This is a genomic window from Bradyrhizobium sp. STM 3562 (genome assembly GCF_045571435.1).
GTDB lineage: Bacteria > Pseudomonadota > Alphaproteobacteria > Rhizobiales > Xanthobacteraceae > Bradyrhizobium.
This window is the reverse complement of record NZ_CP120694.1, coordinates 180743-204691: the sequence shown is the minus strand read 5'-3', so window position 1 is coordinate 204691 and position 23949 is coordinate 180743. Positions and strand designations below refer to the sequence as shown.

The window sequence follows — 23949 nt, the reverse complement described above, 5'->3', positions numbered from 1 at the left end:
GTCTACTGGAGTTCGGATCTATTGGTGTCCAAGTCCGGCAACAGCCGACTTGGATGCGAACCCGGAATCTCGAATCACGAGTCGTTTCACAACATCTGGTTTCCGGATCGATCCGCTATGCGGTTCCTCCGGAATGACGCCATGGGATCAACTCGTCCGCAGCTCGCGCTCGCGCTGGATCACTTCCGTCGCAAGCTTGAGGTAGGCTTCGCTGCCGACACATTTGAGGTCGTAGACCAGGACTGGCTTGCCGTAGGACGGCGCTTCCGAGATGCGCACGTTGCGCGGAATCATGGTCTTGTAGACCTTGCTGCCCATGAACTGCCGGACGTCGGCGACCACCTGGTTCGACAGGTTGTTGCGCGAGTCGAACATGGTCAGCACGATGCCGTGGATCGACAGGTTCGGATTGAGCGTGGTCCGCACCTGTTCCACCGTCTGTAATAACTGCGACAGACCTTCGAGCGCGAAGAACTCGCATTGCAGCGGCACCAGGATCGCATCCGACGCGGCCATCGCGTTGACCGTGAGCAGGTTGAGCGAAGGCGGGCAATCGATCAACACATAGGTGTAATCATTGTCCGGCGAGACGTTGTTGTTCAGCGCCGCGATGGCATCGCGCAGGCGGAAGGCGCGGCCGGGCGTGGTGCCGAGCTCAAGCTCGAGACCGGAGAGATCCATGGTCGAGGGCGCGATATGCAGACGCGGCACCGCTGTCGGCACCACTGCCTCGCGGAGGCCCGCCTCCCCGATCAGCACATCGTAAGTCGAGCAGCTACGGTTGCGCCGGTCGATGCCGAGCCCGGTCGAGGCATTACCCTGCGGATCAAGATCGACAATCAAGACCCGCTCGCCGATCGCAGCGAGTGCCGTCCCCAAGTTGATCGCGGTGGTTGTCTTGCCGACCCCGCCCTTCTGATTGGCGAGCGCGAGGATGCGCGGGTGACCCGGCGGGCTCGCCGTCGTATCCTCTTGATAAACCTCATCAATTACGGTCATCGCCGATTGCCATGTGCTGTTGCGGGCTCAAGCGCGCCGGTCGATCTGATCGATTTCGACGATCCAGCCCTGCCCGCTGGTACGGCTGGAGTGAAGTTTCGGCTGAAACTTCCAATATTTGGTAGCTTCGGTCAACTCTGCCTCAACATCTTGACCCTTCAGAAACAGCGCTTTTGCACCTTTTCGCACCAGCGGTTCTGCAAAGTAGATGAGTTGATTTAACGGAGCGAGCGCCCGCGCGGTGACACAATCGGCAGGGCCCGCGAATCTATCCACAATATCTCTGATTTCGGCCAAATGTACCACGCCTGGTGCTGACGTGATTCGCAAGGCCTCACGCAGAAACGCGGCCTTTTTGGCGTTGCGTTCGACGAGGTGAACCTCCGCGCCGGGCGTGTCAGCGAGAGCGCAGGCCAAAACGACGCCGGGAAATCCGCCGCCGCTGCCGAGATCGACCCAGATTTTCGCGGATGGCGCGAGCGCCAGGAGCTGCAGCGAATCAGCGATGTGCCGAGTCCAGAGATGCGGAAGCGTCGAGGGCCCGACCAGCTTGGTCTTCGCTTGCCACTCCCGCAGGAGGGCCGTGTAGCGATCCAAGCGCAGCTCTGTTTCACGTGAAACGGGCGCCAGCGCCAGCGCCGCCACCTTATCGTCGGCGAGATCCTCGGAACTGACCTTGGCCGGAGTCGAGGTGTTCTCGCCTGCTCCCCTGGCCTGCTTCCGGTGCTGTTTCACGTGAAACGCCTAGCCACTTGCGCGCGCCGCCTTCCGCCGTGCTTCACGGCGCAGATAGGCTGCGAGAATCCCAAGTGCAGCGGGGGTCATGCCATCGATCCGGCCCGCCTGGCCGACCGTCCAAGGCCGTGCCGCGATCAGCTTCGCGCGCACCTCGTTCGATAACCCTGGCACCTCATTGTAGTCCACATCCGCCAACACCAGGCTTTCATCGCGGCGGAAGGCGTCGACGTCAGCCGTCTGGCGCTTGAGATAGACATCATACTTGGCGTCGATCTCAAGGTGGATTGCGATCCCGGGCTCGATGGCCGCGAGTTCCGGCCAGATGCGCTGGACCTCTGCCAGGCCGATCTCGGGATAAGCGAGCAGTTCGAACGCCGAGCGCCGGTGCCCATCCCTGTTCAGGGAGATTCCGTGCCTGGCCGCTTCGTTGGGGGTCAGCGTCAAGGATTTCGCCAGCGACTTTGCCGCTTCGAGTGCGGCCATCTTGGCCCGGTGGCGGGCAGTGCGCGCCTCGCCGACGCAGCCGAGCGCAATGCCTTTCTCGGTCAGGCGCTGATCGGCATTGTCGGCCCGCAGCGTCAGCCGATACTCGGCGCGCGAGGTGAACATCCGGTATGGCTCGGTGATCCCCCGGGTGACGAGATCGTCGATCATCACCCCGAGATAGCCGTCGGCGCGGTCGAACACGATTGGCATCGCCCCGCTCGCCGCCAACGCAGCATTCAGCCCGGCGACGATCCCCTGAGCAGCAGCTTCTTCGTAGCCGGTGGTGCCGTTGATCTGTCCGGCCAGGAACAGTCCCGAAAGCCGCTTGGTCTGAAGCGTCGGATCGAGCTCCCGCGGATCGATATGGTCGTATTCGATCGCGTAGCCCGGGCGGATCATGCGCGTCCGCTCCAGGCCCGGAATGCTCGCGATGATCGCGAGCTGAACTTCTTCCGGCAGCGACGTCGAAATGCCGTTGGGATAGACCGTCGTATCGTCCAGGCCTTCCGGCTCCAGAAAAATCTGATGCCCATCGCGATCGCCAAAGCGTACGATCTTGTCTTCGACCGAGGGGCAATAGCGTGGGCCGGTGCTTTTGATCTGACCCGAATACATCGGGGAGCGGTGCACGTTGGCCCGGATCACCTCATGGGTCGCTGGCGTCGTCCGGGTGATGCCGCACTGGATCTGCGGCGTGACGATACGGTCGGTCAGCGTCGAAAATGGCTCGGGCGGATCATCGCCCGGCTGCATCTCGACCGCAGCCCAGTCAATTGTCGTGCCGTCGAGCCGGGGCGGCGTACCGGTTTTCAGACGGCCCAGGGCGAAGCCCGCCCGCTCGAAGGATTTCGAAAGCCCCATCGCCGGCGCTTCGCCGACACGCCCCGCCGGCCAGTTCTTCTCGCCGAGATGGATCAGCCCCCGCAAAAATGTGCCGGTCGTGATAACCACCGCTCCGGCCGTCAGGACGCGCCCATCGGCAAGCCGAATGCCGGTCACACGATCCCCCGAAAGGATCAGCTCATCCGCCTCCCCCTCGATCACGCTTAGATTGGGCGTCTCCCGGATCGCGGCCTGCATCGCTGCGGCATAGAGCTTGCGATCAGCCTGCGCTCGGGGTCCGCGGACGGCCGGACCTTTGCGACGGTTCAGAACGCGGAACTGAATCCCTGCGCCATCGGCGACCCGCCCCATCAGGCCATCCAACGCGTCAACCTCGCGGACCAGATGTCCCTTGCCGAGCCCACCGATCGCGGGATTGCAGGACATGGCGCCGATGGTTGCGAACCGGTGGGTCACAAGGGCGGTCGCTGCACCCATGCGCGCGGCCGCGGCCGCGGCTTCACAGCCGGCATGGCCGCCGCCGATAACAATGACGTCGAATGAGTCTGAACTCGCAATCATGGCCGGACTTCTAGCGCGGGACGACAAAAGCCGGAAGATATTTCGCCTGCGGGCCAGGCGGAGGACCGCTACGCGAGATGTTTCACGTGAAACGATCGATGGCCCGCTTCTGTATCTGTATCCCTCCGCTGTTTCACGTGAAACAAGTCCGAGAGAAACCTCCCGTTAACCACTCTGCCGAAATTTCACTTGCCGATGCAGAACTCGCGGAAGATCACGTCCAGTATATCCTCGACATCGACGCGGCCGAGCAGCTTCCCCAAGCAGTAAGAAGCCCGCCTCAGTTCCTCCGCCGCAAGCTCCTCACCTTCGCCAATCACGGCCAGACACCGCTGCATCGATGATGCGGTCTCCTGAAGCAAAGCGCGCTGTCGCTCCCGGGTGATCAGAGCGGATTCCCCGCCGCCAAAGAAGCGCTCGGCGAAGGTGATCAGCCCTGCCATCAGCTCGGAAACCCCCTCGCCCGTGACCGCGGAGATTCTGAAGCTGGGCTCCCCTGCAGATTCCGAGACGTCGGCGCCCTCTCGGCCTTTGATGTCCCGACCTTGACCGAGATCGATCTTGTTGCGCACCGGCCAGAGCGGGGCCGAGTTTTCTCGCGGAGGCACCGCGTCCTGACTGTCGGTGAGCCACAGCACCAAGTCCGCTTCCGCGGCCCGCGCCTGCGCTCGTCTCACCCCTTCCTGCTCCACGGGATCTTCGGTCTCGCGGATGCCGGCGGTGTCAATCACCGTGACCGGGTAGCCATCGAGATCGAGCTGAACCTCGATGACGTCCCGCGTGGTGCCGGCATGGGGAGAGACGATCGCGACCTCGCGCCGGGCGAGCAGATTCATCAGGGTCGACTTGCCCACATTCGGAGGACCGGCAATCGCGACCACCAGCCCTTCCCGCAGCCGCTCGCCCTTACCTTGGGCTGCGAGCACCTTCTCGATCTCCACGAGCAGCGACTGCACTTTCGCAAGCGCTGGCGCGATCAACTCGGCCGGAATATCGCCTTCGTCGGAAAAGTCGATCCCGGCCTCGATCAGCGCCGAGGCTTCGATGATGCGCGCGCGCCAATCGCGCGCTTTGTCTCCGAGCAACCCGCGCAACTGACGCAGAGCCTGACGGCGCTGACGATCCGTGTCGGCATGGATGAGGTCGTCGAGACCTTCCGCTTCCGTCAGGTCAAGCTTGCCATTTTCGAAGGCGCGGCGGGTGAATTCGCCAGGTTCGGCGGGACGCACATGCTCGATCGCCGAGAGCGCATCGAACAAAGCGGTGAGCACCGCCCGTCCCCCATGAACGTGAAATTCGGCGACATCTTCGCCGGTCGCGCTCGCCGGCGCCGGAAACCAAAGCACCACGGCATCGTCTAGCGGCTGCGACCCCGCATCTCGCAACAACACTCTCGTCGCGACCCGCGGTCGCGGAATTTTGCCCGCAAGCCTTGCAAGAGCGGGTCCGGCCTGTCCGCCAGACACGCGGACGACCGCGATCGCGCTCGGCGGTCTGCCGGAGGATAAAGCAAAGATGGTCTGATCGTGCGGATGCATCGCTCTCCCTGTTTGAGCCGCGATCCATCCAAAGGCAACGTCATTGCATCAGCATGACCGCAACGATTCGCTATCGACCGGCGATGCTGCGGTTTCAAAACGCAACACTGCCGCAGCATGTGCTGCAACTCCAGCAATCAGGTGCAAACACACGTCCGAAAAATGCGAATAGTCTCGGACGCTTACTTCACGATCGGGCAATTCGATTGTTTGCTGCACCGCAGCATGATCGTGATGCACCTCGATTAGAACGCCCCAATCGAAAATGAAAAGGGCGCCCGTTTGCCCGAGCGCCCTCTCTCAAACCTAGTCGCAACTTCTCAGGTGTTCATCGACTCAAAGAACTCGGCGTTGTTCTTGGTGTTGCGCAGCTTGTCGAGCAGGAAGTCGATCGCATCCATCGTGCCCATCGGATTGAGGATCCGACGCAGCACGTACATCTTCTTCAGCACCTGAGAATCGGTGATCAGCTCCTCCTTGCGGGTGCCGGAGCGCGAAATGTCGATCGCCGGGAAGGTCCGCTTGTCCGAGACCTTGCGGTCGAGGATCAGTTCCGAGTTACCGGTGCCCTTGAACTCTTCGAAGATCACTTCGTCCATACGGCTGCCGGTATCCACCAGGGCGGTCGCGATGATGGTGAGCGAACCACCCTCCTCAATGTTGCGCGCCGCGCCGAAGAAACGTTTTGGCCGCTGCAGCGCGTTGGCGTCGACACCGCCGGTCAGCACCTTGCCGGATGACGGCACCACCGTGTTGTAAGCGCGGCCCAGGCGGGTGATCGAATCCAGCAGGATCACGACGTCGCGGCCATGTTCGACCAGCCGCTTGGCCTTCTCGATCACCATTTCTGCAACCTGAACGTGGCGGGCTGCCGGCTCGTCGAAGGTCGAGGACACAACCTCGCCCTTCACCGAACGCTGCATGTCGGTGACTTCCTCCGGACGCTCGTCGATCAGAAGCACGATCAGGTAGCACTCGGGGTGATTGTGCGTGATCGAGTGCGCGATATTCTGCATCAGCACCGTCTTACCGGTACGCGGCGGCGCCACGATCAGGGCACGCTGGCCCTTGCCGATCGGCGCGACGATATCGATCACCCGCGCGGACAGATCCTTCCTGGTGGGGTCGTCGATCTCCATCCGGAACCGCTGGTTGGGGAACAGCGGTGTCAGATTGTCGAAGTTGACCTTATGCTTGGATTTTTCCGGATCTTCGAAGTTGAGGGTGTTGACCTTGAGCAGCGCGAAATAGCGCTCGCCTTCCTTGGGGCTGCGGATATGGCCTTCGATGGTGTCGCCTGTGCGAAGTCCGAAACGACGAATCTGGGACGGCGAAACATAGATGTCGTCCGGTCCCGGCAAATAATTGGCGTCGGGCGAGCGGAGGAACCCGAATCCGTCGGACAAAACCTCGACGACGCCCTCGCCGATGATGTCGATTTCCTGGATCGCGAGTTGCTTGAGAATGGCGAACATCAGCTCCTGCTTGCGCATGGTGCTGGCATTTTCGACCCCGTTTTCTTCCGCGAACGAGACTAGCTCGGCCGGCGATTTCGATTTGAGGTCCTGGAGTTTGATTTCCCGCATTGGGGTAGTCCTGTGGAGCATTTTTTACGGAGGGGAGTGCAAGGGGCTTCGAGAAAAGCGGACGCCAAGAGCAAAGGTCCGCAGGTCTGTAGCTGAGGAAAGCGCCGGTTAGGCTTCAAACCTGATGCGGCGGCCGGCCTAGACCGGGACGCGACCGCATCCGCCTGCGTTGGGTGGGATAAACACAATATAGAAAATCGGCCGGCGTTCCGCAAGCAGGCGAGATGATCGAATGATGCGCGGAGCTGCCCATCAAAACGGCTTCACGATAACCAGGATGACGATGAAGATCATCAGCACGGTCGGCACTTCATTGATAATACGATAGAATTTTTGGCTGCGGGTATTCCGGTCAGCCTCGAAATCCCGGCGCCAGCGCGAAAAGAAGCCGTGCACGGCTGACATGATCAAGACCAGCAGCAGCTTTGCGTGAAACCACCCCGATAGATACCAATGTCCGGTCCAGACCAGATAGAGGCCGGCAAGCCAAGTGACGATCATCGCCGGGTTGATGATCGCCCGCATCAACCGCCGTTCCATCACCTTGAAGGTTTCGGACTGCTTGGATCCCTTCTCCGCCTCGCAATGATAGACGAACAACCGCGGCAGATAGAGCATGCCCGCCATCCATGAGATGACGGCAATGACGTGGAGCGCCTTGATCCACTCATACATCGAACACCTCGCTTTTCACCGCTGCATCACCTGGCCCGCGACCTCGTCGGAGGCACCTGCCCGTCTGGGAGCGAGACATATCCGCAAGCACGGCGCCCCTAAACCAAAAAATTTTAGAATCTTAAGGTTTGAGTCTTAGGTGACGGTGGATTGGACTCACGCAACGCCATTCGGCAATTGCCGGAGGCTTGTTCACATCCCTCAACATTCTCGGGCTGACCGACGCAAGGCGGGATAATTGCACTGGCATCAGGTGTTTGCTGCTCCTTGTCGGCACCTTATGCAGAGACAAGTCCACATAACCCCACTATCATTGCGCCGATCAAGGCGACTTGTCCTTTAGCAAGGCGATGTGAAGAACAATTCGGGTTGTCCGCTGCTTGCGAAGGCGGAGCACTTGACTCGGATAACCTCCACAGGGATCCACAGAAGTTAAGAGAGCGCAGTGCCCACCACAGGCAACTACTTCCATCTTCATCTGGTGTCCGACTCGACCGGTGAAACCCTGATCACGGTGGCGCGCGCGGTTGCCGCGCAATACGCCAATGTGACGCCGGTGGAACACGTCTATCCGCTGGTGCGCAGCCAGAAGCAGCTCGATCGGGTGCTGGACGAGATCGAGGAATCGCCCGGCATCGTCCTCTTCACGCTTCTGGAGAAGGATCTGGTCAGCCGGCTGGAGTCCAAGTGCAAGGAAATCAATGTTCCGAGCCTGTCGATCATCGGTCCGGTGATGCAGTTGTTCGAGGCCTATCTCGGTGCCGCGACCGCCGGCCGGGTCGGTGCCCAGCACGTGCTGAATGCCGAGTATTTCAAGCGCATCGACGCCCTCAACTACACGATGATGCATGACGACGGCCAGCATGTCGAAGGGTTGGAGGAGGCCGACGTTGTTCTCGTCGGCGTATCCCGCACCTCCAAAACGCCGACCTCGATCTATCTCGCCAATCGCGGCATCCGCACCGCCAATGTTCCGCTGGTTCCGGGCATCCCGATCCCGCACCAGCTCGAAACGCTGATAAAGCCGCTCGTGGTGAGTTTGCATGCGACGCCCGAGCGCCTGATCCAGGTGCGGCAAAACCGCTTGCTCAGCATGGGCGCAGGTCCGAGCAGCGAGGACTATATCGATCGGCAGGCCGTGACCGACGAGGTTGCCTATGCCCGCAAGCTGAGCGCAAGGTTCAACTGGCCGCAGCTCGACGTGACGCGCCGATCGATCGAGGAAACGGCGGCCGCTGTGCTCAAGCTGTACTCGGATCGGCAGCGGCAGCGGCTTGCGGAATGAGGCCGGCGATGACGATTTGGCGTGGAACAACCCCCCTCATCCTTGCTTCGCAAAGCCACGCCCGTCAGGCGCTGCTCGGCAACACGGGAATCGAGTTTGAGGCAATTCCCGCCAATATCGACGAACGTGCGGTTCAGCAGAGCGCGGCGCTTGCCACGCCGGGCGAGATCGCCGCGTTTCTGGCGCGCGAGAAGGCGCTGGCGGTCTCGATGTTCGAAGTGGACAGATATGTGATCGGCGCCGATCAAACGCTGGCAGTCGGGGAGACGCTCTTCACTAAGCCTGCCGGGCGCGTTCAGGCCGCCGAGCAATTGCGCGCGCTGGCCGGCCGCGTGCACGAATTGCATTCGGCCGTGGCCCTCGCACGTGCGGGCAAGATATTGTTCGAGACCGTCGCCGTGGCGCGCATGACGATGCGGCCGCTGAGTGAAGCTGAGATTGCCACCTATCTCGATGAGGCTGGTGACGGAGTGACCGCAAGTGTCGGCGCCTATCAGCTCGAGGGTCTTGGTGTGCATCTCTTCGAACGCATCGAGGGCGATCACTTCACCATTCTCGGCTTGCCGCTTCTGCCGCTGCTCAGTTTTCTGCGCAGCCAGCATTTGCTGGCGCTATGAGAGCCCCTGATATCAGGCGAAAGAGCATACGATGCTGATCCTGGGGTTGACCGGCTCGATCGGAATGGGGAAATCCACCACCGCAAAATTATTCGCGGAGGCCGGTGTGCCCGTGTACGACGCCGATGCCACCGTACACAAAGTCTATGAGGGCGAGGCGGCGCCGGCGATCGAGGCAGCTTTTCCGGGCACGACGGTCGATGGCAAGGTCGACCGCGCGCGGCTTTCCGCCAAGGTGGTGCATGATCCTGCGGCGATGAAGCGGCTGGAAGAGATCGTGCATCCGATGCTGCGCAGCCATCACCAGAAATTCCTTGAAGACGCCGAACGCGCCGGCGCGCCAGTCGCCGTTGTGGATGTGCCGCTGCTGTTTGAGACGGGCGGCGAGAAGCGCGTCGATGCCGTGGTGGTGGTGACGACCTCGCCGGAGATCCAGCGTCAACGGATTCTGGCGCGGGAGAATATGACCGAGGAGAAGCTGGGCTCCATTTTGGCGCGGCAGATGCCCGACGCCGAGAAGCGCAGGCGTGCGGACTTCGTCGTGGATACCTCGCATGGACTTGATCCGGTCCGCGGCCAGATTCGGGACATTCTGGCCGAGGTTGTTAAAATGCCGCGACGGCGCTCCTGATTCGCGCGCTAGCCTTCGGTCCGATCCATGCGTGAAATCGTCCTCGATACCGAAACCACCGGCCTTGACCCCCTGCGCGGCGACCGCCTGGTTGAAATTGGCTGCGTCGAGATTTTCAACCGCATGCCGACCGGTCAGACCTTCCACCGGCACATCAATCCGGAGCGTGTCGTCTCCGCCGAAGCGGTGGCGGTGCATGGCCTTACCAACGAGTTCCTGGCAGACAAGCCGCTGTTTGCCGAGGTGGTGGAGGAGTTCCTGGCGTTCATCGGTGATGCGCCGCTGGTCATCCACAACGCTTCCTTCGACATCGGCTTCATCAATGCCGAGCTCGACCGGCTGAAATTGCCGGCGATCCAGCGCGAACGCCTGGTGGACACGCTGCTTCTAGCGCGGCGCAAACATCCGGGCGTGTCGAACCGGTTGGACGACCTCTGCTCGCGCTATGCGATCGACAACTCCCACCGCACCAAGCACGGTGCACTGCTGGACGCCGAGCTTCTGGCAGAAGTTTACGTCGATCTGATCGGGGCACGGCAGTCGTCGTTGATCCTGGCCACCGATACTCGCGAGATCCGCGTCAGCGGGACCGCCGAGACGCAGCGGCGGCAACGCCTGGTGCCGCTCGCGCCGCGTGTCAGCGATGCCGATCGCGAAGCACACCGCGCCTTCATCGCGACCTTGGGCGACAAGGCGATCTGGAACGATTTCCTGCCCGCCATGGCGGAGACGGCGCCGGCTGCGGCCGCGAGTTAAACCAGCGTCGCCTGGATGGGATTGGATTGCGCCCTGGCTGCAATCAAACTCCACCTCTCCCGCGGGGACAGGTGATCCTGAATGGACCGCGCCTTTAGCTCGGCTTGACCTGAGCCGCCTGGGCGGCCGCGGCCTGGCGTTCCATGTTCTGCCGGTACAAGCCGACAAAATCCACGGGATCCAGCATCAGCGGCGGGAAACCGCCATCGCGCACGGACGTGGCGATGATTTCGCGCGCGAACGGGAACAACAGCCGCGGACATTCGATCATGATCAGCGGATGCAGGTTTTCCGGCGGCACATTCACGATCCGGAACACGCCGGCATAGATCAGCTCGAAGGAGAACATCACCTTGCCGGCGCTCTCCGCCTTGCCCTCGACCGAAAGCGTCACCTCATATTCGTTCTCGGCGAGGTTGTTGGCGCCGACGTTGATCTGGATGTTGATCTGCGGCGGGGTTGGCTGCGGCGTCAGCGACGACGGCGCGTTCGGATTTTCGAAGGAGAGGTCCTTGGTGTATTGCGCCAGCACGTTGAGCTGGGGCGGAGCGCCCGCCGCGGAAGGGGCACCGTTGCCGTTGGTCATGAAAGTCTCTCCTGGCGCAAAAAGCCTTCTGTTGGAGCGAGTGGCTAACATAGCCGTGCCTCTCTCCACAAGGATGCCGCCCTACAAAGGCCGGCTCATTAGCCCTAAGTCGTGGGCTGCGTCGGAACGGCCGGCCGGCCGCACAAACGGGCGTCCTAAATGATTGAAGATGCGCGATTTCTGGCCAAGGATCGGGTTTCCCCTCGGCCGCAAAACGCGCTACAATTCGCCTCACCGAACGCGCATTGGCCGGGCAAGATTTCGTGCCTACATCGTCTGACTTGAAACAATGATGTAGTGTTAAGCCGTTCCATCAAAGGGAACGCTTCCATGGCCGGCCCCTCGCCGGCATGGGACCGAGGAAAGCGACGTGGATATTTATACCATCATCTTCCTGGCGTTGGCCGTGTTCATTTTCCTGCGGCTGCGCAACGTGCTGGGGCAGCGCACCGGCAGCGAACGGCCGCCGTTCGACCGCGCCGCGCGCAATCCCCTGCCGGGGACACCCGACAGCGGCGTGGTTCCGATGCCGGGGAAGGTCATCGATCAACCGCCGCCGATTCCGACCGTGGAGGTCACGCCGCCGACCGATCGCTGGAAGGGGCTGACCGAACCGGGCACGACGCTCGCGCAGGGGCTGGATGCCATTGCCGCGCAGGACTCCTCGTTCGATCCCAAGCATTTCCTGTCCGGCGCCCGCAGCGCCTACGAGATGATCGTGCTCGCCTTTGCCAACGGCGATCGCCGCGCGCTGCGCGATCTCTTGTCGTCCGAGGTCTATGACAGCTTCGAGACGGTCATCAAGGACCGTGAGAAGCACGAACAAAAAACCGAGACTCGCTTCGTTTCGATCGACAAGGCAGAGCTGGTCGGCGCCGAGCTGCGCGACCGGGTCGCGCAACTCACGGTCCGCTTTGTTTCGCAGATGATCTCGGTCACGCGTGACAAGGCCGGCACGATTGTCGACGGCAATCCGGACAAGGTCGCCGATATCACCGATATCTGGACCTTCGCCCGAGACACCACCTCACGCGATCCAAACTGGAAGCTGGTTGGCACGGGAAGCGCTCACTGACCCGAACAGGCTAAAGCGATACGCCGCGGCATTCTGCATCACCGCGGCGGCCTTATCGCTGATACCGCTTGCCGCGTGGGCAGCCCGTAGCTGGCGGGCGCGTCACGCTCCTGCGCCCACCGTTCGCCACCTGCCCTATCCGCGGCTGGATTTTCCGCTGGAGATCGCCGGCAGCCAATATGTTCCGCTGAGCTGGGCCGAGATAGCTGGTTGGAACGAAGACGATCACCTCGCGGCCTACAAGGCCTTCCGTACGAGTTGCAAGCCGATTGCGGCTCCGCATGCGATCCTTGCGGATGACAAGGCTTTGGGGAGTTCGCTTCGGGATCCCTGCCGGCTTGCCCGCGAGACGCAGATTTCCGATCCTGCCACCGCACGGCTGTTCTTCGAGCGGCATTTCATCCCGCTGCAAATCTCGCGGCTCGGCGAGGACAATGGTTTCGTTACCGGTTATTACGAGCCGGTGCTCGAGGGGTCGCGGACGCAGAGCGATATTTACAACGTGCCGGTCTATCGCCGCCCGTCCAACCTGTTCGTGCGCGGTTATGCGCAGGACGCTCCCAACCTGCCCAACAAGGGTTCTGTCTATCGCAAGATCGGCCGCCGCAAGCTCGTGCCCTATTACGATCGCGCCCAGATCGAGGACGGGGCTATCGCCGGCCGTGGCCTGGAGATCTGCTGGCTCAAGAACCAGACCGATCTCCTGTTCGCGCAGATACAGGGGTCGGCGCGGATTCACCTTGAGAACGGCTCGACCATCCGAATCAACTATGACGCCCACAACGGTTATCCCTACACCGCGGTCGGCCGCGTCCTGATCGACCGCGGCATCATTCCCAGGGAACAGATGTCGATGCAGAAGATCAGGGAATGGATGGAACAGAACCCTGAGGCGGCCAACGACGTGCGGCGGCAGAATCGGTCCTACGTTTTCTTCCGCGAAGTGCAACTTTCCGACAAGGACGAGCCCGTCGGCGCGCAAGGCGTGCCGCTGACGCCGGGCCGGTCGATTGCGGTCGACAGCGCATTGCATGTGTACGGCACGCCGTTCTTCATCGAGGGCGAGCTGCCGATCGAATCCGCGCAAGCCAAAACGCCGTTTCATCGGCTGATGATTGCGCAGGACACCGGCTCTGCGATCGTGGGTCCCGCTCGCGCCGACCTCTACTTCGGCGCCGGCGCCGAAGCCGGCAAGGTCTCCGGCCGCCTGCGGCACAATATGCATTTCGTGATGCTGGTGCCGAAGGGCCTCGATCCGGTTGCGCGCGGCCGCAAGATGCCGTTGCCCGATCCACGGCCGTCCGACCAGATCGCGAAACTGTTTCCGCAAAACGATACGGCGAAGAATGAGCCGAACGGACCGGCGAAGGAGCAGGTCAAAGAACAAGTTCAAGATCAGATCAAAAGTCAGATCAAGGAACAGACGCAGGATCAAAAGGCCATGGCTCCTATGGCCCCTTCCACCGTCGCGCAGGCGACCGGCGCCGCGCCGCAAGTCGTTCCGCTGCCCGCGCCGCGGCCGCAAGAGGCCCCGCCTGCAGAGCGGCCGCCTCAGTTCAGGCGCTCTCATCGCCGATGAAACGTCCGGGCTCTTTCTCCATTGCGGATCTATCCGCACCCCGCCGCAGGCGCGCGTTGAGCGAAGAGGAGCGCGCGCTATGGGAACACGTGGCAAAGCAGGTCAAGCCGTTGCGGAAGAAATCCCGCCCGGCGAAGCCGCAACCTGCCGAGCTTGCGCCGGCGCCCGCCACCGTTCGTCCGAAGGCGCTCGCTAAAGCGCCGCCCTCTGTTGCCGTCTCAAAACCGAGCAAGAGGCCGCCGGCGCCGCCGCTGGTCCCGCTCGGCCGCCGCGAACGGTCGAGGCTGTCGCGAGGCATGAGTGAAATCGATGCTCGGCTCGACCTGCACGGGATGACGCAAAGCCGCGCTCATCGCGCGCTGCTGGGATTTCTCCAACGCGCGCATCATGAGGGATTGACCTTCGTGCTGGTGATCACGGGCAAGGGCACTGTGGCCGCCGGCGAATCCGAGCGTGGCGTGCTACGCCGCCAGGTGCCGCATTGGCTGAGCCTGCCGGAATTTCGCGCGCTCGTGGTGGGATTCGAGCAGGCGCATATTGGTCATGGCGGCGAAGGCGCGCTCTACGTGCGCGTCAGGCGCGCACGAGGATAGAGCATGATCCGGAAAAGCGTGCAGCGGTTTTCCGAAAAGGTCATGCTCAAACAGAAGAGGATAGTCCCGTCGCCGCGACCATCGATACGTCAGCAGATCACAGAATGAACCGGCTGAGATCGGCGTTCTTGGCGAGATCGCCGACATGCTTCTTCACGTAGTCGGCGTCGACTTGCACGGTCTCGCCATTGCGGTCCGGCGCGGTGAAGGAAATCTCGTCCAGTACGCGCTCCATCACCGTCTGCAGCCGGCGCGCGCCGATATTTTCCACGGTGGAATTGACGGCGACCGCGACGTCGGCGAGCGCATCGATCGCGCCATCGGTGATGTCGAGCGTCACGCCCTCGGTCTTCATCAGCGCCACATATTGTTTGATCAACGACGCTTCCGGCTCGGTCAGGATGCGACGCATGTCGTCGCGCGTCAGCGCCTGCAGCTCGACCCGGATCGGCAGGCGGCCCTGCAGCTCCGGCAACAGATCCGAGGGCTTCGCGATGTGGAACGCACCGGAGGCAATGAACAAGATGTGGTCGGTTTTCACCGCGCCATGCTTGGTCGATACCGTGGTACCTTCGATCAGGGGCAACAGATCGCGCTGCACGCCTTCGCGCGAGACGTCGCCGCCGACGCGGTTGTCGCGCACGCAGATCTTATCGATCTCGTCGAGGAAGACGATGCCGTTGTTCTCGACGGCGGTGATCGCCTCCTGCACGAGCTGATCGTTGTCCAGCAGCTTGTCGGATTCCTCGTTGACGAGAATATCGTGCGAGCCGGCGACCGTCAGCCGTCGCGTCTTGGTGCGGCCGCCGAGCTTGCCGAAGATATCGCCGATGGAGATCGCGCCCATCTGTGCGCCAGGCATGCCCGGAATCTCGAACATCGGAAACCCGCCCGAGGATTGCGTCTCGATCTCGATTTCCTTGTCGTTGAGCTCGCCGGCCCGCAGCTTGCGGCGGAAGGAATCGCGCGTCGCCGCACTCGAATTGGCGCCGACCAGCGCATCGAGAACCCGCTCTTCGGCGGCGAGCTGGGCCCGGGCGTGAACGTCCTTGCGCTTGCGCTCGCGCACCTGAGCAATCGCGACTTCGACGAGGTCTCGGACGATCTGCTCGACGTCGCGGCCGACATAGCCGACCTCGGTGAACTTGGTGGCCTCGACCTTGATGAAGGGTGCGCTCGCGAGCTTCGCCAGACGGCGTGCGATCTCGGTCTTGCCGACGCCGGTCGGCCCGATCATCAGGATGTTCTTCGGCAGGACCTCTTCGCGCAGGCCGTTATCGAGCTGCTGCCTGCGCCAGCGGTTGCGGAGCGCGATCGAAACCGCGCGCTTGGCATCGGCCTGGCCGACGATGAAACGATCCAGTTCGGAGACGATTTCACGAGGAGAGAAGTCTGTCATGGGGCTCTAGCTAGGATGGGAATGCGACCGGAACAAGCCGCTTCAATCGTGAACCATAGGTAATGCAGGGCCCATCCGGGATCTTGCAGTCCGGGAGCGTACCATCGGCGCGACTAGCCGCTTTGCAGCGTCTCGATGGTCACGCTGCGATTGGTAAAGACGCAGATGTCCGCGGCGATATCCAGCGACCGGCGCACGATGGCCTCGGCATCCTTTTCCGAATCGATCAATGCCCTCGCCGCAGCCAGGGCATAGTTGCCGCCCGAACCGATCGCCATCACGCCGGCCTCGGGCTCCAGCACGTCGCCGGTGCCGGTCAGCACCAGGGAGACGTCCCTGTCGGCAACGATCATCATCGCCTCCAGCCGCCGCAGGTAACGGTCGGTGCGCCAATCCTTGGCCAGCTCGACCGCGGCGCGGGTGAGCTGCCCCGGATATTGCTCGAGCTTGTTCTCCAGCCGCTCGAACAGGGTGAAGGCGTCGGCGGTCGCGCCGGCAAAGCCGCCGATCACGTCGCCCTTGCCGAGCCTGCGGACCTTCTTGGCGTTGGATTTGATGACGGTCTGGCCGATCGAGACCTGGCCGTCGCCGCCGATCACGACCTTACCGCTCTTGCGGACGGTTACGATCGTCGTGCCGTGCCAGACCAGCGGCTCATTGGGTGATGATTGCATGGGATACCTCATTCGGCCCTGATTTAGGCGTTGGCGGGCTCCCTTACAATCAGGGGCCGGTCACCATAGGCGGAAGTTCAGCCCTGGTTGGCGCATCCCGAGAGTGGCGAAGGGGCCATCCGCCTGTTAAAAGGGCCGCGCTTTTGAACCGAGGAAATCCCCTTTTCATGCGCAGCGCCACCATCAAGCGTAAGACCAAGGAAACCGACATCGAGGTGAGCGTCAACCTCGACGGCACCGGCGCGTCCAGCGTCTCGACCGGCATCGGTTTCTTCGACCATATGCTGGATCTCTTGGCGCGGCATTCCCGCATCGATGTCAGCGTGAAGGCGGTGGGCGATCTCCATGTCGACCACCACCACACGACCGAGGACGTCGGCATTGCGCTCGGCCAGGCCGTGAAGCAGGCGCTCGGCGGCATGGCCGGGATCACCCGCTATGCCTCGGTGCACATGCCGATGGACGAGACGCTGTCGCGCGTGGCGATCGACATTTCGGGGCGGCCGTTCCTGGTGTTCAAGGTGGCGTTTCCGCGCGACAAGATCGGCGCCTTCGACACCGAACTGGTGCGCGAGTGGTTCAACGCCTTTGCCATGAATGCGGGCGTGACTTTGCATGTCGAGACCCTATATGGCGAGAACAGCCATCATATCGCCGAATCCTGCTTCAAGGGTCTGGCGAGGGCGCTACGGACGGCCGTTGCGATCGACCCGCGCGCCGCGGGCGAAGTGCCGTCCACCAAGGGTCAGCTCGGCGGCTGACCGCTTTTGGTCGGCTGGTCGGAGAGATGCGATGCCGGTCTATACAGTTCATGCTCCCACGGCGAACGGAGCCGATCTCCGCGCCACCGATCAGTTTGTGTTCGTGCGCGACGGCTTCCATTTCTGGGCGGCGCTGCTCGCGCCGATCTGGCTGATTTGGCATCGGCTGTGGCTGGCGCTTGTCGGCTGGGTGATCGTGGTCGTCGCGCTCGACCTCGCCCTGCGACGATTGGGCGCGGGATCCGCGGCGATCTTCTTGGCCGATCTCATCCTTGCCATCTTGATGGGTTTCGAAGCGGGGAGTTTGCGGCGCTGGACCTTGTTGCGGCATCATTGGCGGCAGCTCGACGTCGTCGTGGCCGATGATGAAGAAGCGGCCGAACGGCGCTTTTTCGACCGCTGGGCCGCCAAGCAGCGCGGCATCGTCAACGACCAGCAGGCGGTCGATCGCGGCGCGCCGCCGCCGACGCGCGACGTTCCCGGTCAATCATTCTCAAAGCCGCCCTCGCTGCCGGGAAGCGGCATTATCGGATTGTTCCCAGAGCCGGGAGGACAACGATGAGTGTTGTCGCCATCATCGATTACGGCTCAGGCAATCTGCACTCAGCCGCCAAGGCGTTTGAGCGCGCCGCCAGAAGCGCCGAAAACCCCGATCGGATCGTGGTCACCCGAGATCCCGACACTGTGTACCGGGCCGATCGCATCGTGCTGCCCGGCGTCGGTGCATTCGCCGATTGCCGCCGCGGCCTGGATGCGCTGGACGGCATGCTCGAGGCGCTGACCGAAGCGGTGCGCCAGAAAGCGCGGCCGTTCTTCGGGATCTGCGTCGGCATGCAGTTGATGGCGACGCGCGGCAAGGAACATGTGGTTACCGACGGGTTCAACTGGATCGAAGGTGACGTCGAAAAGATTTCGCCGCGCGACGAAGCCTTGAAGATTCCCCACATGGGCTGGAACACGCTCGACCTGGCGCATGAGCATCCGGTGCTGGAGCGCCTGCCGCTGGGGCCGAAGGGCCGCCACGCCTATTTCGTGCACTCCTATCACCTCAACGCCGCCAACGAGGCCGATGTGCTGGCGCGCGCCGATTACGGCGGGCCCGTCACGGCGATCGTGGCCAAGGACACCGCGATCGGCACCCAGTTTCACCCGGAGAAAAGCCAGCGCTTTGGCCTCGCCCTGATCTCCAATTTCCTGAAGTGGAAGCCGTGATTCTCTTCCCCGCGATAGACCTGAAGAACGGCCAGTGCGTGCGGCTTGAGCAAGGCGACATGGCCCGCGCCACGGTGTTCAACCTCGATCCCGCGGCGCAGGCGCGCAGCTTTGCCGCGCAGGGGTTCGAATATCTGCACGTGGTCGATCTCGATGGTGCGTTTGCCGGCAAGCCGATGAACGCCCATGCGGTCGAGGCGATGCTGAAGGCGATTACGCTTCCCGTGCAGCTCGGTGGCGGCATCCGCGATCTCGCGACCGTCGAGGCCTGGCTTGAGAAGGGGATTTCGCGGGTGATCATCGGGACCGCGGCGGTGCGCGATCCCGAACTGGTCAAGAGCGCTGCGAAAAAGCATCCCGGCCGGGTCGCGGTCGGGCTCGATGCGCGCGACGGCAAGGTGGCCGTCGAAGGCTGGGCGGAGACTTCACACATCACCGCATTGGAGATCGCGCAGCGCTTCGAGGACGCCGGCGTCGCCGCCATCATCTTCACCGATATCTCCCGCGACGGGCTGCTGAAAGGTCTCAATCTCGATGCGACCATTGCGCTCGCCGAGCGCATCTCGATCCCGGTCATCGCCTCGGGTGGTCTCGCCTCGATCGAGGATGTGAAGGCGCTGCTGTCGCCGCGCGCGAAGAAACTGGCCGGAGCGATCGCGGGCCGCGCCCTCTACGATGGGCGCCTTGATCCCGCCGCCGCGCTGGCGCTGATCCGCGATGCGCGCGGCAGGGCTTGAGGGGTCTTCGATGTTCAAGGTGCGCGTCATTCCCTGCCTCGACGTCAAGGACGGACGTGTGGTCAAGGGTGTCAACTTTGTCGATCTGCGCGATGCCGGCGATCCCGTGGAAGCGGCCATCGCCTATGATGCCGCCGGCGCCGACGAGCTTTGCTTCCTCGACATCACGGCGACCCACGAGAACCGCGGCATCATGCTGGACGTGGTCCGGCGCACTGCCGAGGCCTGCTTCATGCCGCTGACGGTCGGCGGCGGGGTGCGCACCATCGAGGATATCAAGACGCTGCTGCGCTCGGGGGCGGACAAGGTCTCGATCAACTCGGCCGCGGTGGCCAGGCGCGAATTCGTGAAGGAAGGCGCGGAGAAGTTCGGCGAGCAGTGCATCGTGGTGGCGATCGACGCCAAGCGCGTCAAGCGTCCGGGCGGCTCGGACCGCTGGGAGATCTTTACCCATGGCGGGCGCAATTCGACCGGGATCGACGCCATCGAATACGCCCAGGAGGTGGTTTCGCTGGGCGCCGGCGAAATCCTCCTAACCTCCATGGACCGCGACGGCACCAGGCAGGGTTTCGACATCCCGCTGACGCGGGCGATCGCCGACAGCGTTCCCGTGCCTGTGATCGCCTCCGGCGGGGTGGGCAACCTGGATCACCTGGTGGAAGGTATCCGCGAAGGACACGCCACCGCTGTGCTGGCGGCCTCGATCTTCCATTTCGGGGAATTTACCATCCTAGCGGCGAAAGACCACATGGTCCGCGCCGGGCTGCCGATGCGGCTCGATCCCTGACGACTCCGCGTCACAAAAGTGCTACATCAGCGCGCGGAGAACGGCGCTTGCCGGGTGAGGCGCGCCTTTGAGTTACGGTGATGTCGCGTTTTACCATCCATGACCTGGCCGCCACCATCGATGCCCGCGCGGCATCGGGGGGAGAGGCGTCCTATACGAAGAAGCTGCTCGACAAGGGCGCCGAGCACTGCGCCAAGAAGCTCGGCGAGGAGGCGGTCGAGACCGTGATCGCAGCGATCGAAAACGATCGCGCGCACCTCATCGCCGAAAGCGCCGATCTTATCTATCACCTGCTGGTTCTGTTGAAATCCCGCGGCGTCAAACTCGAGGACGTCGAGGCCGCGCTCGCGCAGCGAACGTCAATGTCCGGATTGGAAGAGAAAGCGTCGCGCAAGCGCGACTGAGCACGATGAGGCGGCCTCATGGATATCCGCGCCCCCGACCAGAAATATAACCCCTACCGCATCTTCACGCGGGAGCAGTGGGCGGCCTTGCGCAACGACACGCCGATGACGCTGGAGCCCGGCGAATTCTCCCGTTTGCGTTCGATGCATGACCGCCTCGACCTCAAGGAGGTCGAGGAGATCTATCTGCCGCTGTCGCGCCTGCTCTCGATCTATATCGATGCCATGCAGCGGCTCTATTACGCGCAACGCCAGTTCCTAGGCATCCGCGACCGCAAGGTCCCCTACATCATCGGCGTCGCAGGATCGGTAGCGGTCGGCAAATCCACCACGGCACGCGTGCTGCAGGCCATGCTGACGCGCTGGTCGCCGCGGCCGAAGGTCGATCTGGTGACGACCGACGGCTTTCTCTATCCCAACGCGGTGCTGGAGCAGGAAGGCCTGATGCAGAAGAAGGGCTTTCCGGAGAGCTATGACCTGCCGCGGCTGCTGTCGTTCCTGAGCGACATCAAGTCGGGGCGGAGCCACGTCCGCGCGCCGGTTTATTCGCACCTGACCTACGACATCGTGCCGAACGAATGGATCGAGCTCGATCGGCCCGACATTCTCATCGTCGAGGGCGTCAACGTCCTGCAGACCGGGCCGCTGCCGCGCGACGGCAAGGCCGTGCCGGTCGTGTCCGACTTCTTCGATTTCTCGGTCTATATCGATGCCGACGAGCCGGTGCTGCGCGAATGGTACGTCAAGCGCTTTCTGGCGCTGCGCGACACCGCATTCCACGATCCCAGGTCCTATTTCCACCGCTACGCGCTGCTCTCGGACGAGGAAGCTACCGCCACCGCGATCGCGATCTGGGAGCGCACCAACCTTGCCAACCTCGAGGACAACATTTTGCCGACGCGGCCGCGGGCGACGTTGATCCTGAAGAAGGGCGCCGACCATGTCGTGGAGACGGTGGCGCTGCGGCGGCTGTAATTCGTCATTGCGAGGAGCCAACGGGTCGCGCGAACGCGCGCCCGATGACCGGCTCCGCGACGAAGCAATCCAGACTGCATCCGCGGAGAGAGTCTGGATTGCTTCGCTTCGCTCGCAATGACGGGAGAGGACAGCCCTACGCCACCACATGCCGTCCCGCTATCAACCCGCTCAAGGCTTCCTCCAGCTTTTCGCGATCGAGCGGCTTGATCAAGAAACCGTCCATGCCCGATTCGAAACAGGCATAACGATCTTCCACCAGCGTATTGGCAGTGAGCGCCAGGATCGCCGTGCGCGGCCCCGCCTGCCCGGCTTCATGGGTACGGATGCGTTTGGCGGCGGCAATGCCGTCGAGCTTCGGCATCTGGATGTCCATTAGCACCAGGTCATAAGGCGTGCCGGCTGATTTCGCAGCCAGCCAGGATTCCAGGGCCGCTTCGCCATCGGTGGCGATCACAGCCTGATGTCCAAGCTTCACGAGCAGCGATCGCATCAGAAGTGCGTTGATCTCGTTGTCTTCGGCAACCAGAATCGACAGACCTTTGGTCGCGTTCTCCTGGGTCGATGCGACCTCGTCGGTGACTTCAGCCAGACCGTCGGCGCCGAGCGCGGGCGCAGCGATTTCGGGCGGCATCGCCAGGCGCGCGGCAAGGGACGCAGCCCGCAGCGGTTTGACGAGATAACCGGTGAAGGCGCTGGACATGCCTTCGTGCCGGCTTGCCGGGGTGACCATCAGCAGCCGGAGCATGGCGTGACGCCGCGCGGCCTCGCCCAGTGCTTCGACGGCGTCGGTGCCGAGCGCGTGATCGATCAACACCGCGTGCCAGGAGCGCTCGGGCAACAATGCCTGCGCCACGTCCGGATCTGAAACCAGGCAAGTCCGCCCGCCCCAACGCTGCAGCCGCCGCGATACCAGCGAGGCCTCGATGCCTTGCGCAGTGACCAGCATGATGGACCGCCCTGCCAGCTCGGGCGCGGCGAAGGCCGGCTGCGCCGCGGCCTCCGCTGCCGGGAGCGGGAGCGAGACTTCGAAGGTCGAGCCGGCCCCCGGCTGGCTCTGAAGCGTGATGCGGCCGCCCATGCGTTTGACGATGCGCTCGGAAATGCTCAATCCGAGGCCTGTGCCGCCGAAATGTCTGGCGATCTGGTCATCGGCCTGCTCGAACTCGCGGAAGATCCGCTCCAGCGCCTCCGGCGCAATGCCGATGCCGGTGTCGCGCACGATGAAGCTGATTTCGTCCGACCTGGTCCCGGGCTCGGCGAGCAAGGTCACGCCGCCGTTTGCGGTGAACTTGATGGCGTTGCCGGCGAGGTTGAGTAGCACCTGCCGCAAGCGCGCCGCGTCGCCAACCACTTGCGTCGGCAAGCGTTCGTCGACGTAAGCTGCGATCTCGAGCTGCTTTGCCTGCGCGCGCGGCGCCAACAGTTCAGTGATTTCTTCGACCAGGGCGGTCAGGGCGAAGGGGCGTTGTTCGAGATCGATCTTGCCGGCCTCGATCTTGGAGAAGTCGAGCAGCTCCTCGATCAGTGACAGCAGCGCCTCGCCCGACGTCTTCACCGCTTTCGCATAGGTCATCTGCTCCGCCGTCAGCGGCGTGTCGAGCAACAGGCCGCTCATGCCGATGATGCCATTGAGCGGCGTGCGGATCTCGTGACTGGCCATGGCGAGAAAACGCGACTTGGCGCGGTTGGCCGCGTCCGCCTGATCGCGGGCGTCGGCGAGCGCGCGTTCGGTCTCGGAGCGGTCGGTGACGTCGCGGCCGACGCATTGCAGCTCCGCCGGCCGGCCGGCATCGGCGCGAACGAGGCCTTCGCGCCAGGCGATCCATTTCGGACCCAAGGGCGTTGCGATCTTCTGGTCATGAGTTCGCGTGCCATTCGGCTCCAGCGCGGCCTCGCCCTGCTCGAGAACCGGCAGCGCAAAACGGCTGCCGATCAGCTCCTCGCGCGGTCGGCTCGCAAGTTCGCGGAAGGCGTCATTGGCGAAGGTGATGCACCCGTCCGCATCGCGCATCACGATCAAATCGCCCTGCTGTTCGAACAGATTGCGGGCGCGCTCCTCGGCTTCCTGCAATTCCCAGTTGCGGTCGGCCAGTCTTTCATTGTGCAGGGCGATCTTGCGCAGCTTCTTGCGCAGCCAGCGCAGCCGGATGCTCAGCGTCGCGAGTGCGACGCAGGCGACCGCAAACAGAAAGCTCGCGCCGATCGCAAAGGCGTGCGCGTCATAATATTTCGATCGGCTGCCGTCGATGAATCCATAAGCGCCGCCGAAGACGGCGGAAAAGATCATGAAGGAGCGAACGGAAGAGACGAGCCAACGATGCCGCCGCGCGAAACGGCGCATGCGCAATTTGATCCGGAAAGGTCTTTCCATCGCCGACCACCTTCAGCTCGTGCTGAGCGCGCGCACGCTGCCCCGCATGCGGACGATGCCGGGCCGACGCTTGCAAAC

24 protein-coding genes are annotated in these 23949 nt (G+C 63.0%); 14 read left to right on the top strand and 10 right to left on the bottom strand.

Going from position 1 to position 23949, the window contains the following annotated elements:
• Positions 1–147: 147 nt before the first annotated feature.
• The 6 genes from P6U23_RS00960 to hemJ form a co-directional block, all read right to left on the bottom strand.
• Entirely contained in the window at positions 148–999 is an 852-nt protein-coding gene (locus tag P6U23_RS00960; protein ID WP_407177777.1) for a ParA family protein, read from the bottom strand.
• A 27-nt stretch (positions 1000–1026) separates the two neighbouring features.
• Complete coding sequence (gene rsmG / locus P6U23_RS00955; RefSeq protein ID WP_407181735.1) at positions 1027–1644, bottom strand: 16S rRNA (guanine(527)-N(7))-methyltransferase RsmG; 618 nt, start codon at positions 1642–1644, stop codon at positions 1027–1029.
• A 99-nt stretch (positions 1645–1743) separates the two neighbouring features.
• Positions 1744–3627 (bottom strand): tRNA uridine-5-carboxymethylaminomethyl(34) synthesis enzyme MnmG, encoded by a 1884-nt coding sequence (gene mnmG / locus P6U23_RS00950; protein WP_407177776.1) that lies wholly within the window; start codon positions 3625–3627, stop codon positions 1744–1746.
• Between the two features lie 185 nt (positions 3628–3812).
• Entirely contained in the window at positions 3813–5165 is a 1353-nt protein-coding gene (mnmE, locus tag P6U23_RS00945; RefSeq protein ID WP_407177775.1) for a tRNA uridine-5-carboxymethylaminomethyl(34) synthesis GTPase MnmE, read from the bottom strand.
• Positions 5166–5485: 320 nt separating this feature from the next.
• The gene (rho, locus tag P6U23_RS00940) at positions 5486–6751 is read right to left on the bottom strand and encodes a transcription termination factor Rho (RefSeq protein WP_024511833.1); all 1266 of its coding nucleotides are present in this window, start codon (positions 6749–6751) and stop codon (positions 5486–5488) included.
• Positions 6752–7003: 252 nt separating this feature from the next.
• Complete coding sequence (hemJ, locus tag P6U23_RS00935) at positions 7004–7426, bottom strand: protoporphyrinogen oxidase HemJ (RefSeq protein ID WP_407177774.1); 423 nt, start codon at positions 7424–7426, stop codon at positions 7004–7006.
• Between the two features lie 445 nt (positions 7427–7871).
• On the opposite strand from hemJ, the gene P6U23_RS00930 reads away from it, so the two are divergent.
• The 4 genes from P6U23_RS00930 to dnaQ are packed head-to-tail and all read left to right on the top strand — an operon-like array spanning position 7872 to position 10715.
• Complete coding sequence (locus P6U23_RS00930; protein ID WP_407177773.1) at positions 7872–8711, top strand: pyruvate, water dikinase regulatory protein; 840 nt, start codon at positions 7872–7874, stop codon at positions 8709–8711.
• An 8-nt stretch (positions 8712–8719) separates the two neighbouring features.
• Positions 8720–9328 (top strand): Maf family protein, encoded by a 609-nt coding sequence (locus P6U23_RS00925; RefSeq protein ID WP_407177772.1) that lies wholly within the window; start codon positions 8720–8722, stop codon positions 9326–9328.
• 31 nt (positions 9329–9359) lie between these two features.
• Positions 9360–9959: a dephospho-CoA kinase gene (coaE, locus tag P6U23_RS00920; RefSeq protein ID WP_407177771.1), complete on the top strand. Its 600-nt coding sequence runs from the start codon at positions 9360–9362 to the stop codon at positions 9957–9959.
• Between the two features lie 27 nt (positions 9960–9986).
• Complete coding sequence (gene dnaQ / locus P6U23_RS00915; protein ID WP_407177770.1) at positions 9987–10715, top strand: DNA polymerase III subunit epsilon; 729 nt, start codon at positions 9987–9989, stop codon at positions 10713–10715.
• Between the two features lie 94 nt (positions 10716–10809).
• Here dnaQ and secB read toward each other — a convergent pair whose 3' ends face one another.
• A complete protein-coding gene (gene secB / locus P6U23_RS00910; RefSeq protein ID WP_407177769.1) occupies positions 10810–11301 on the bottom strand; it encodes a protein-export chaperone SecB in 492 nt (163 codons plus the stop codon).
• Positions 11302–11671: 370 nt separating this feature from the next.
• On the opposite strand from secB, the gene P6U23_RS00905 reads away from it, so the two are divergent.
• From P6U23_RS00905 to P6U23_RS00895, 3 genes are read left to right on the top strand one after another with little or no spacing between them, the layout of a single operon-like run.
• The gene (locus tag P6U23_RS00905) at positions 11672–12376 is read left to right on the top strand and encodes a Tim44/TimA family putative adaptor protein (RefSeq protein ID WP_407177768.1); all 705 of its coding nucleotides are present in this window, start codon (positions 11672–11674) and stop codon (positions 12374–12376) included.
• Positions 12354–13955, top strand: a complete 1602-nt coding sequence (locus P6U23_RS00900) for an MltA domain-containing protein (RefSeq protein ID WP_407177767.1) — start codon at positions 12354–12356, stop codon at positions 13953–13955. The genes P6U23_RS00905 and P6U23_RS00900 overlap by 23 nt, the downstream gene beginning before the upstream one ends.
• Complete coding sequence (locus tag P6U23_RS00895; RefSeq protein ID WP_407177766.1) at positions 13952–14548, top strand: Smr/MutS family protein; 597 nt, start codon at positions 13952–13954, stop codon at positions 14546–14548. Before P6U23_RS00900 ends, P6U23_RS00895 begins: the two co-directional genes overlap by 4 nt.
• A 97-nt stretch (positions 14549–14645) precedes the next feature.
• On the opposite strand, the gene hslU is transcribed toward P6U23_RS00895, so the two are convergent.
• Positions 14646–15947, bottom strand: coding sequence for an ATP-dependent protease ATPase subunit HslU (hslU, locus tag P6U23_RS00890; protein ID WP_024511823.1), 1302 nt, complete (start codon positions 15945–15947; stop codon positions 14646–14648).
• A gap of 113 nt (positions 15948–16060) precedes the next feature.
• Positions 16061–16621, bottom strand: coding sequence for an ATP-dependent protease subunit HslV (gene hslV, locus P6U23_RS00885; protein ID WP_407177765.1), 561 nt, complete (start codon positions 16619–16621; stop codon positions 16061–16063).
• A 167-nt stretch (positions 16622–16788) separates the two neighbouring features.
• On the opposite strand from hslV, the gene hisB reads away from it, so the two are divergent.
• The 7 genes from hisB to coaA all read left to right on the top strand — a co-directional run bounded on the left by hisB (position 16789) and on the right by coaA (position 21497).
• The gene (gene hisB, locus P6U23_RS00880) at positions 16789–17382 is read left to right on the top strand and encodes an imidazoleglycerol-phosphate dehydratase HisB (protein WP_407177764.1); all 594 of its coding nucleotides are present in this window, start codon (positions 16789–16791) and stop codon (positions 17380–17382) included.
• 31 nt (positions 17383–17413) lie between these two features.
• Entirely contained in the window at positions 17414–17944 is a 531-nt protein-coding gene (locus tag P6U23_RS00875; RefSeq protein ID WP_407177763.1) for a DUF2628 domain-containing protein, read from the top strand.
• Complete coding sequence (hisH, locus tag P6U23_RS00870; RefSeq protein ID WP_407177762.1) at positions 17941–18594, top strand: imidazole glycerol phosphate synthase subunit HisH; 654 nt, start codon at positions 17941–17943, stop codon at positions 18592–18594. Before P6U23_RS00875 ends, hisH begins: the two co-directional genes overlap by 4 nt.
• A complete protein-coding gene (hisA, locus tag P6U23_RS00865; protein ID WP_407177761.1) occupies positions 18582–19331 on the top strand; it encodes a 1-(5-phosphoribosyl)-5-[(5-phosphoribosylamino)methylideneamino]imidazole-4-carboxamide isomerase in 750 nt (249 codons plus the stop codon). The genes hisH and hisA overlap by 13 nt, the downstream gene beginning before the upstream one ends.
• A gap of 10 nt (positions 19332–19341) precedes the next feature.
• A complete protein-coding gene (gene hisF, locus P6U23_RS00860; protein WP_407177760.1) occupies positions 19342–20118 on the top strand; it encodes an imidazole glycerol phosphate synthase subunit HisF in 777 nt (258 codons plus the stop codon).
• An 80-nt stretch (positions 20119–20198) separates the two neighbouring features.
• Positions 20199–20522, top strand: coding sequence for a phosphoribosyl-ATP diphosphatase (locus P6U23_RS00855; protein WP_407177759.1), 324 nt, complete (start codon positions 20199–20201; stop codon positions 20520–20522).
• An 18-nt stretch (positions 20523–20540) separates the two neighbouring features.
• A complete protein-coding gene (gene coaA, locus P6U23_RS00850) occupies positions 20541–21497 on the top strand; it encodes a type I pantothenate kinase (protein WP_407177758.1) in 957 nt (318 codons plus the stop codon).
• A 136-nt stretch (positions 21498–21633) separates the two neighbouring features.
• Here the strand turns inward: coaA and P6U23_RS00845 are convergent, their stop codons facing one another.
• On the bottom strand, positions 21634–23871 hold the full coding sequence (locus P6U23_RS00845) for an ATP-binding protein (protein ID WP_407177757.1): 2238 nt from the start codon (positions 23869–23871) through the stop codon (positions 21634–21636).
• Positions 23872–23949: the final 78 nt, after the last annotated feature.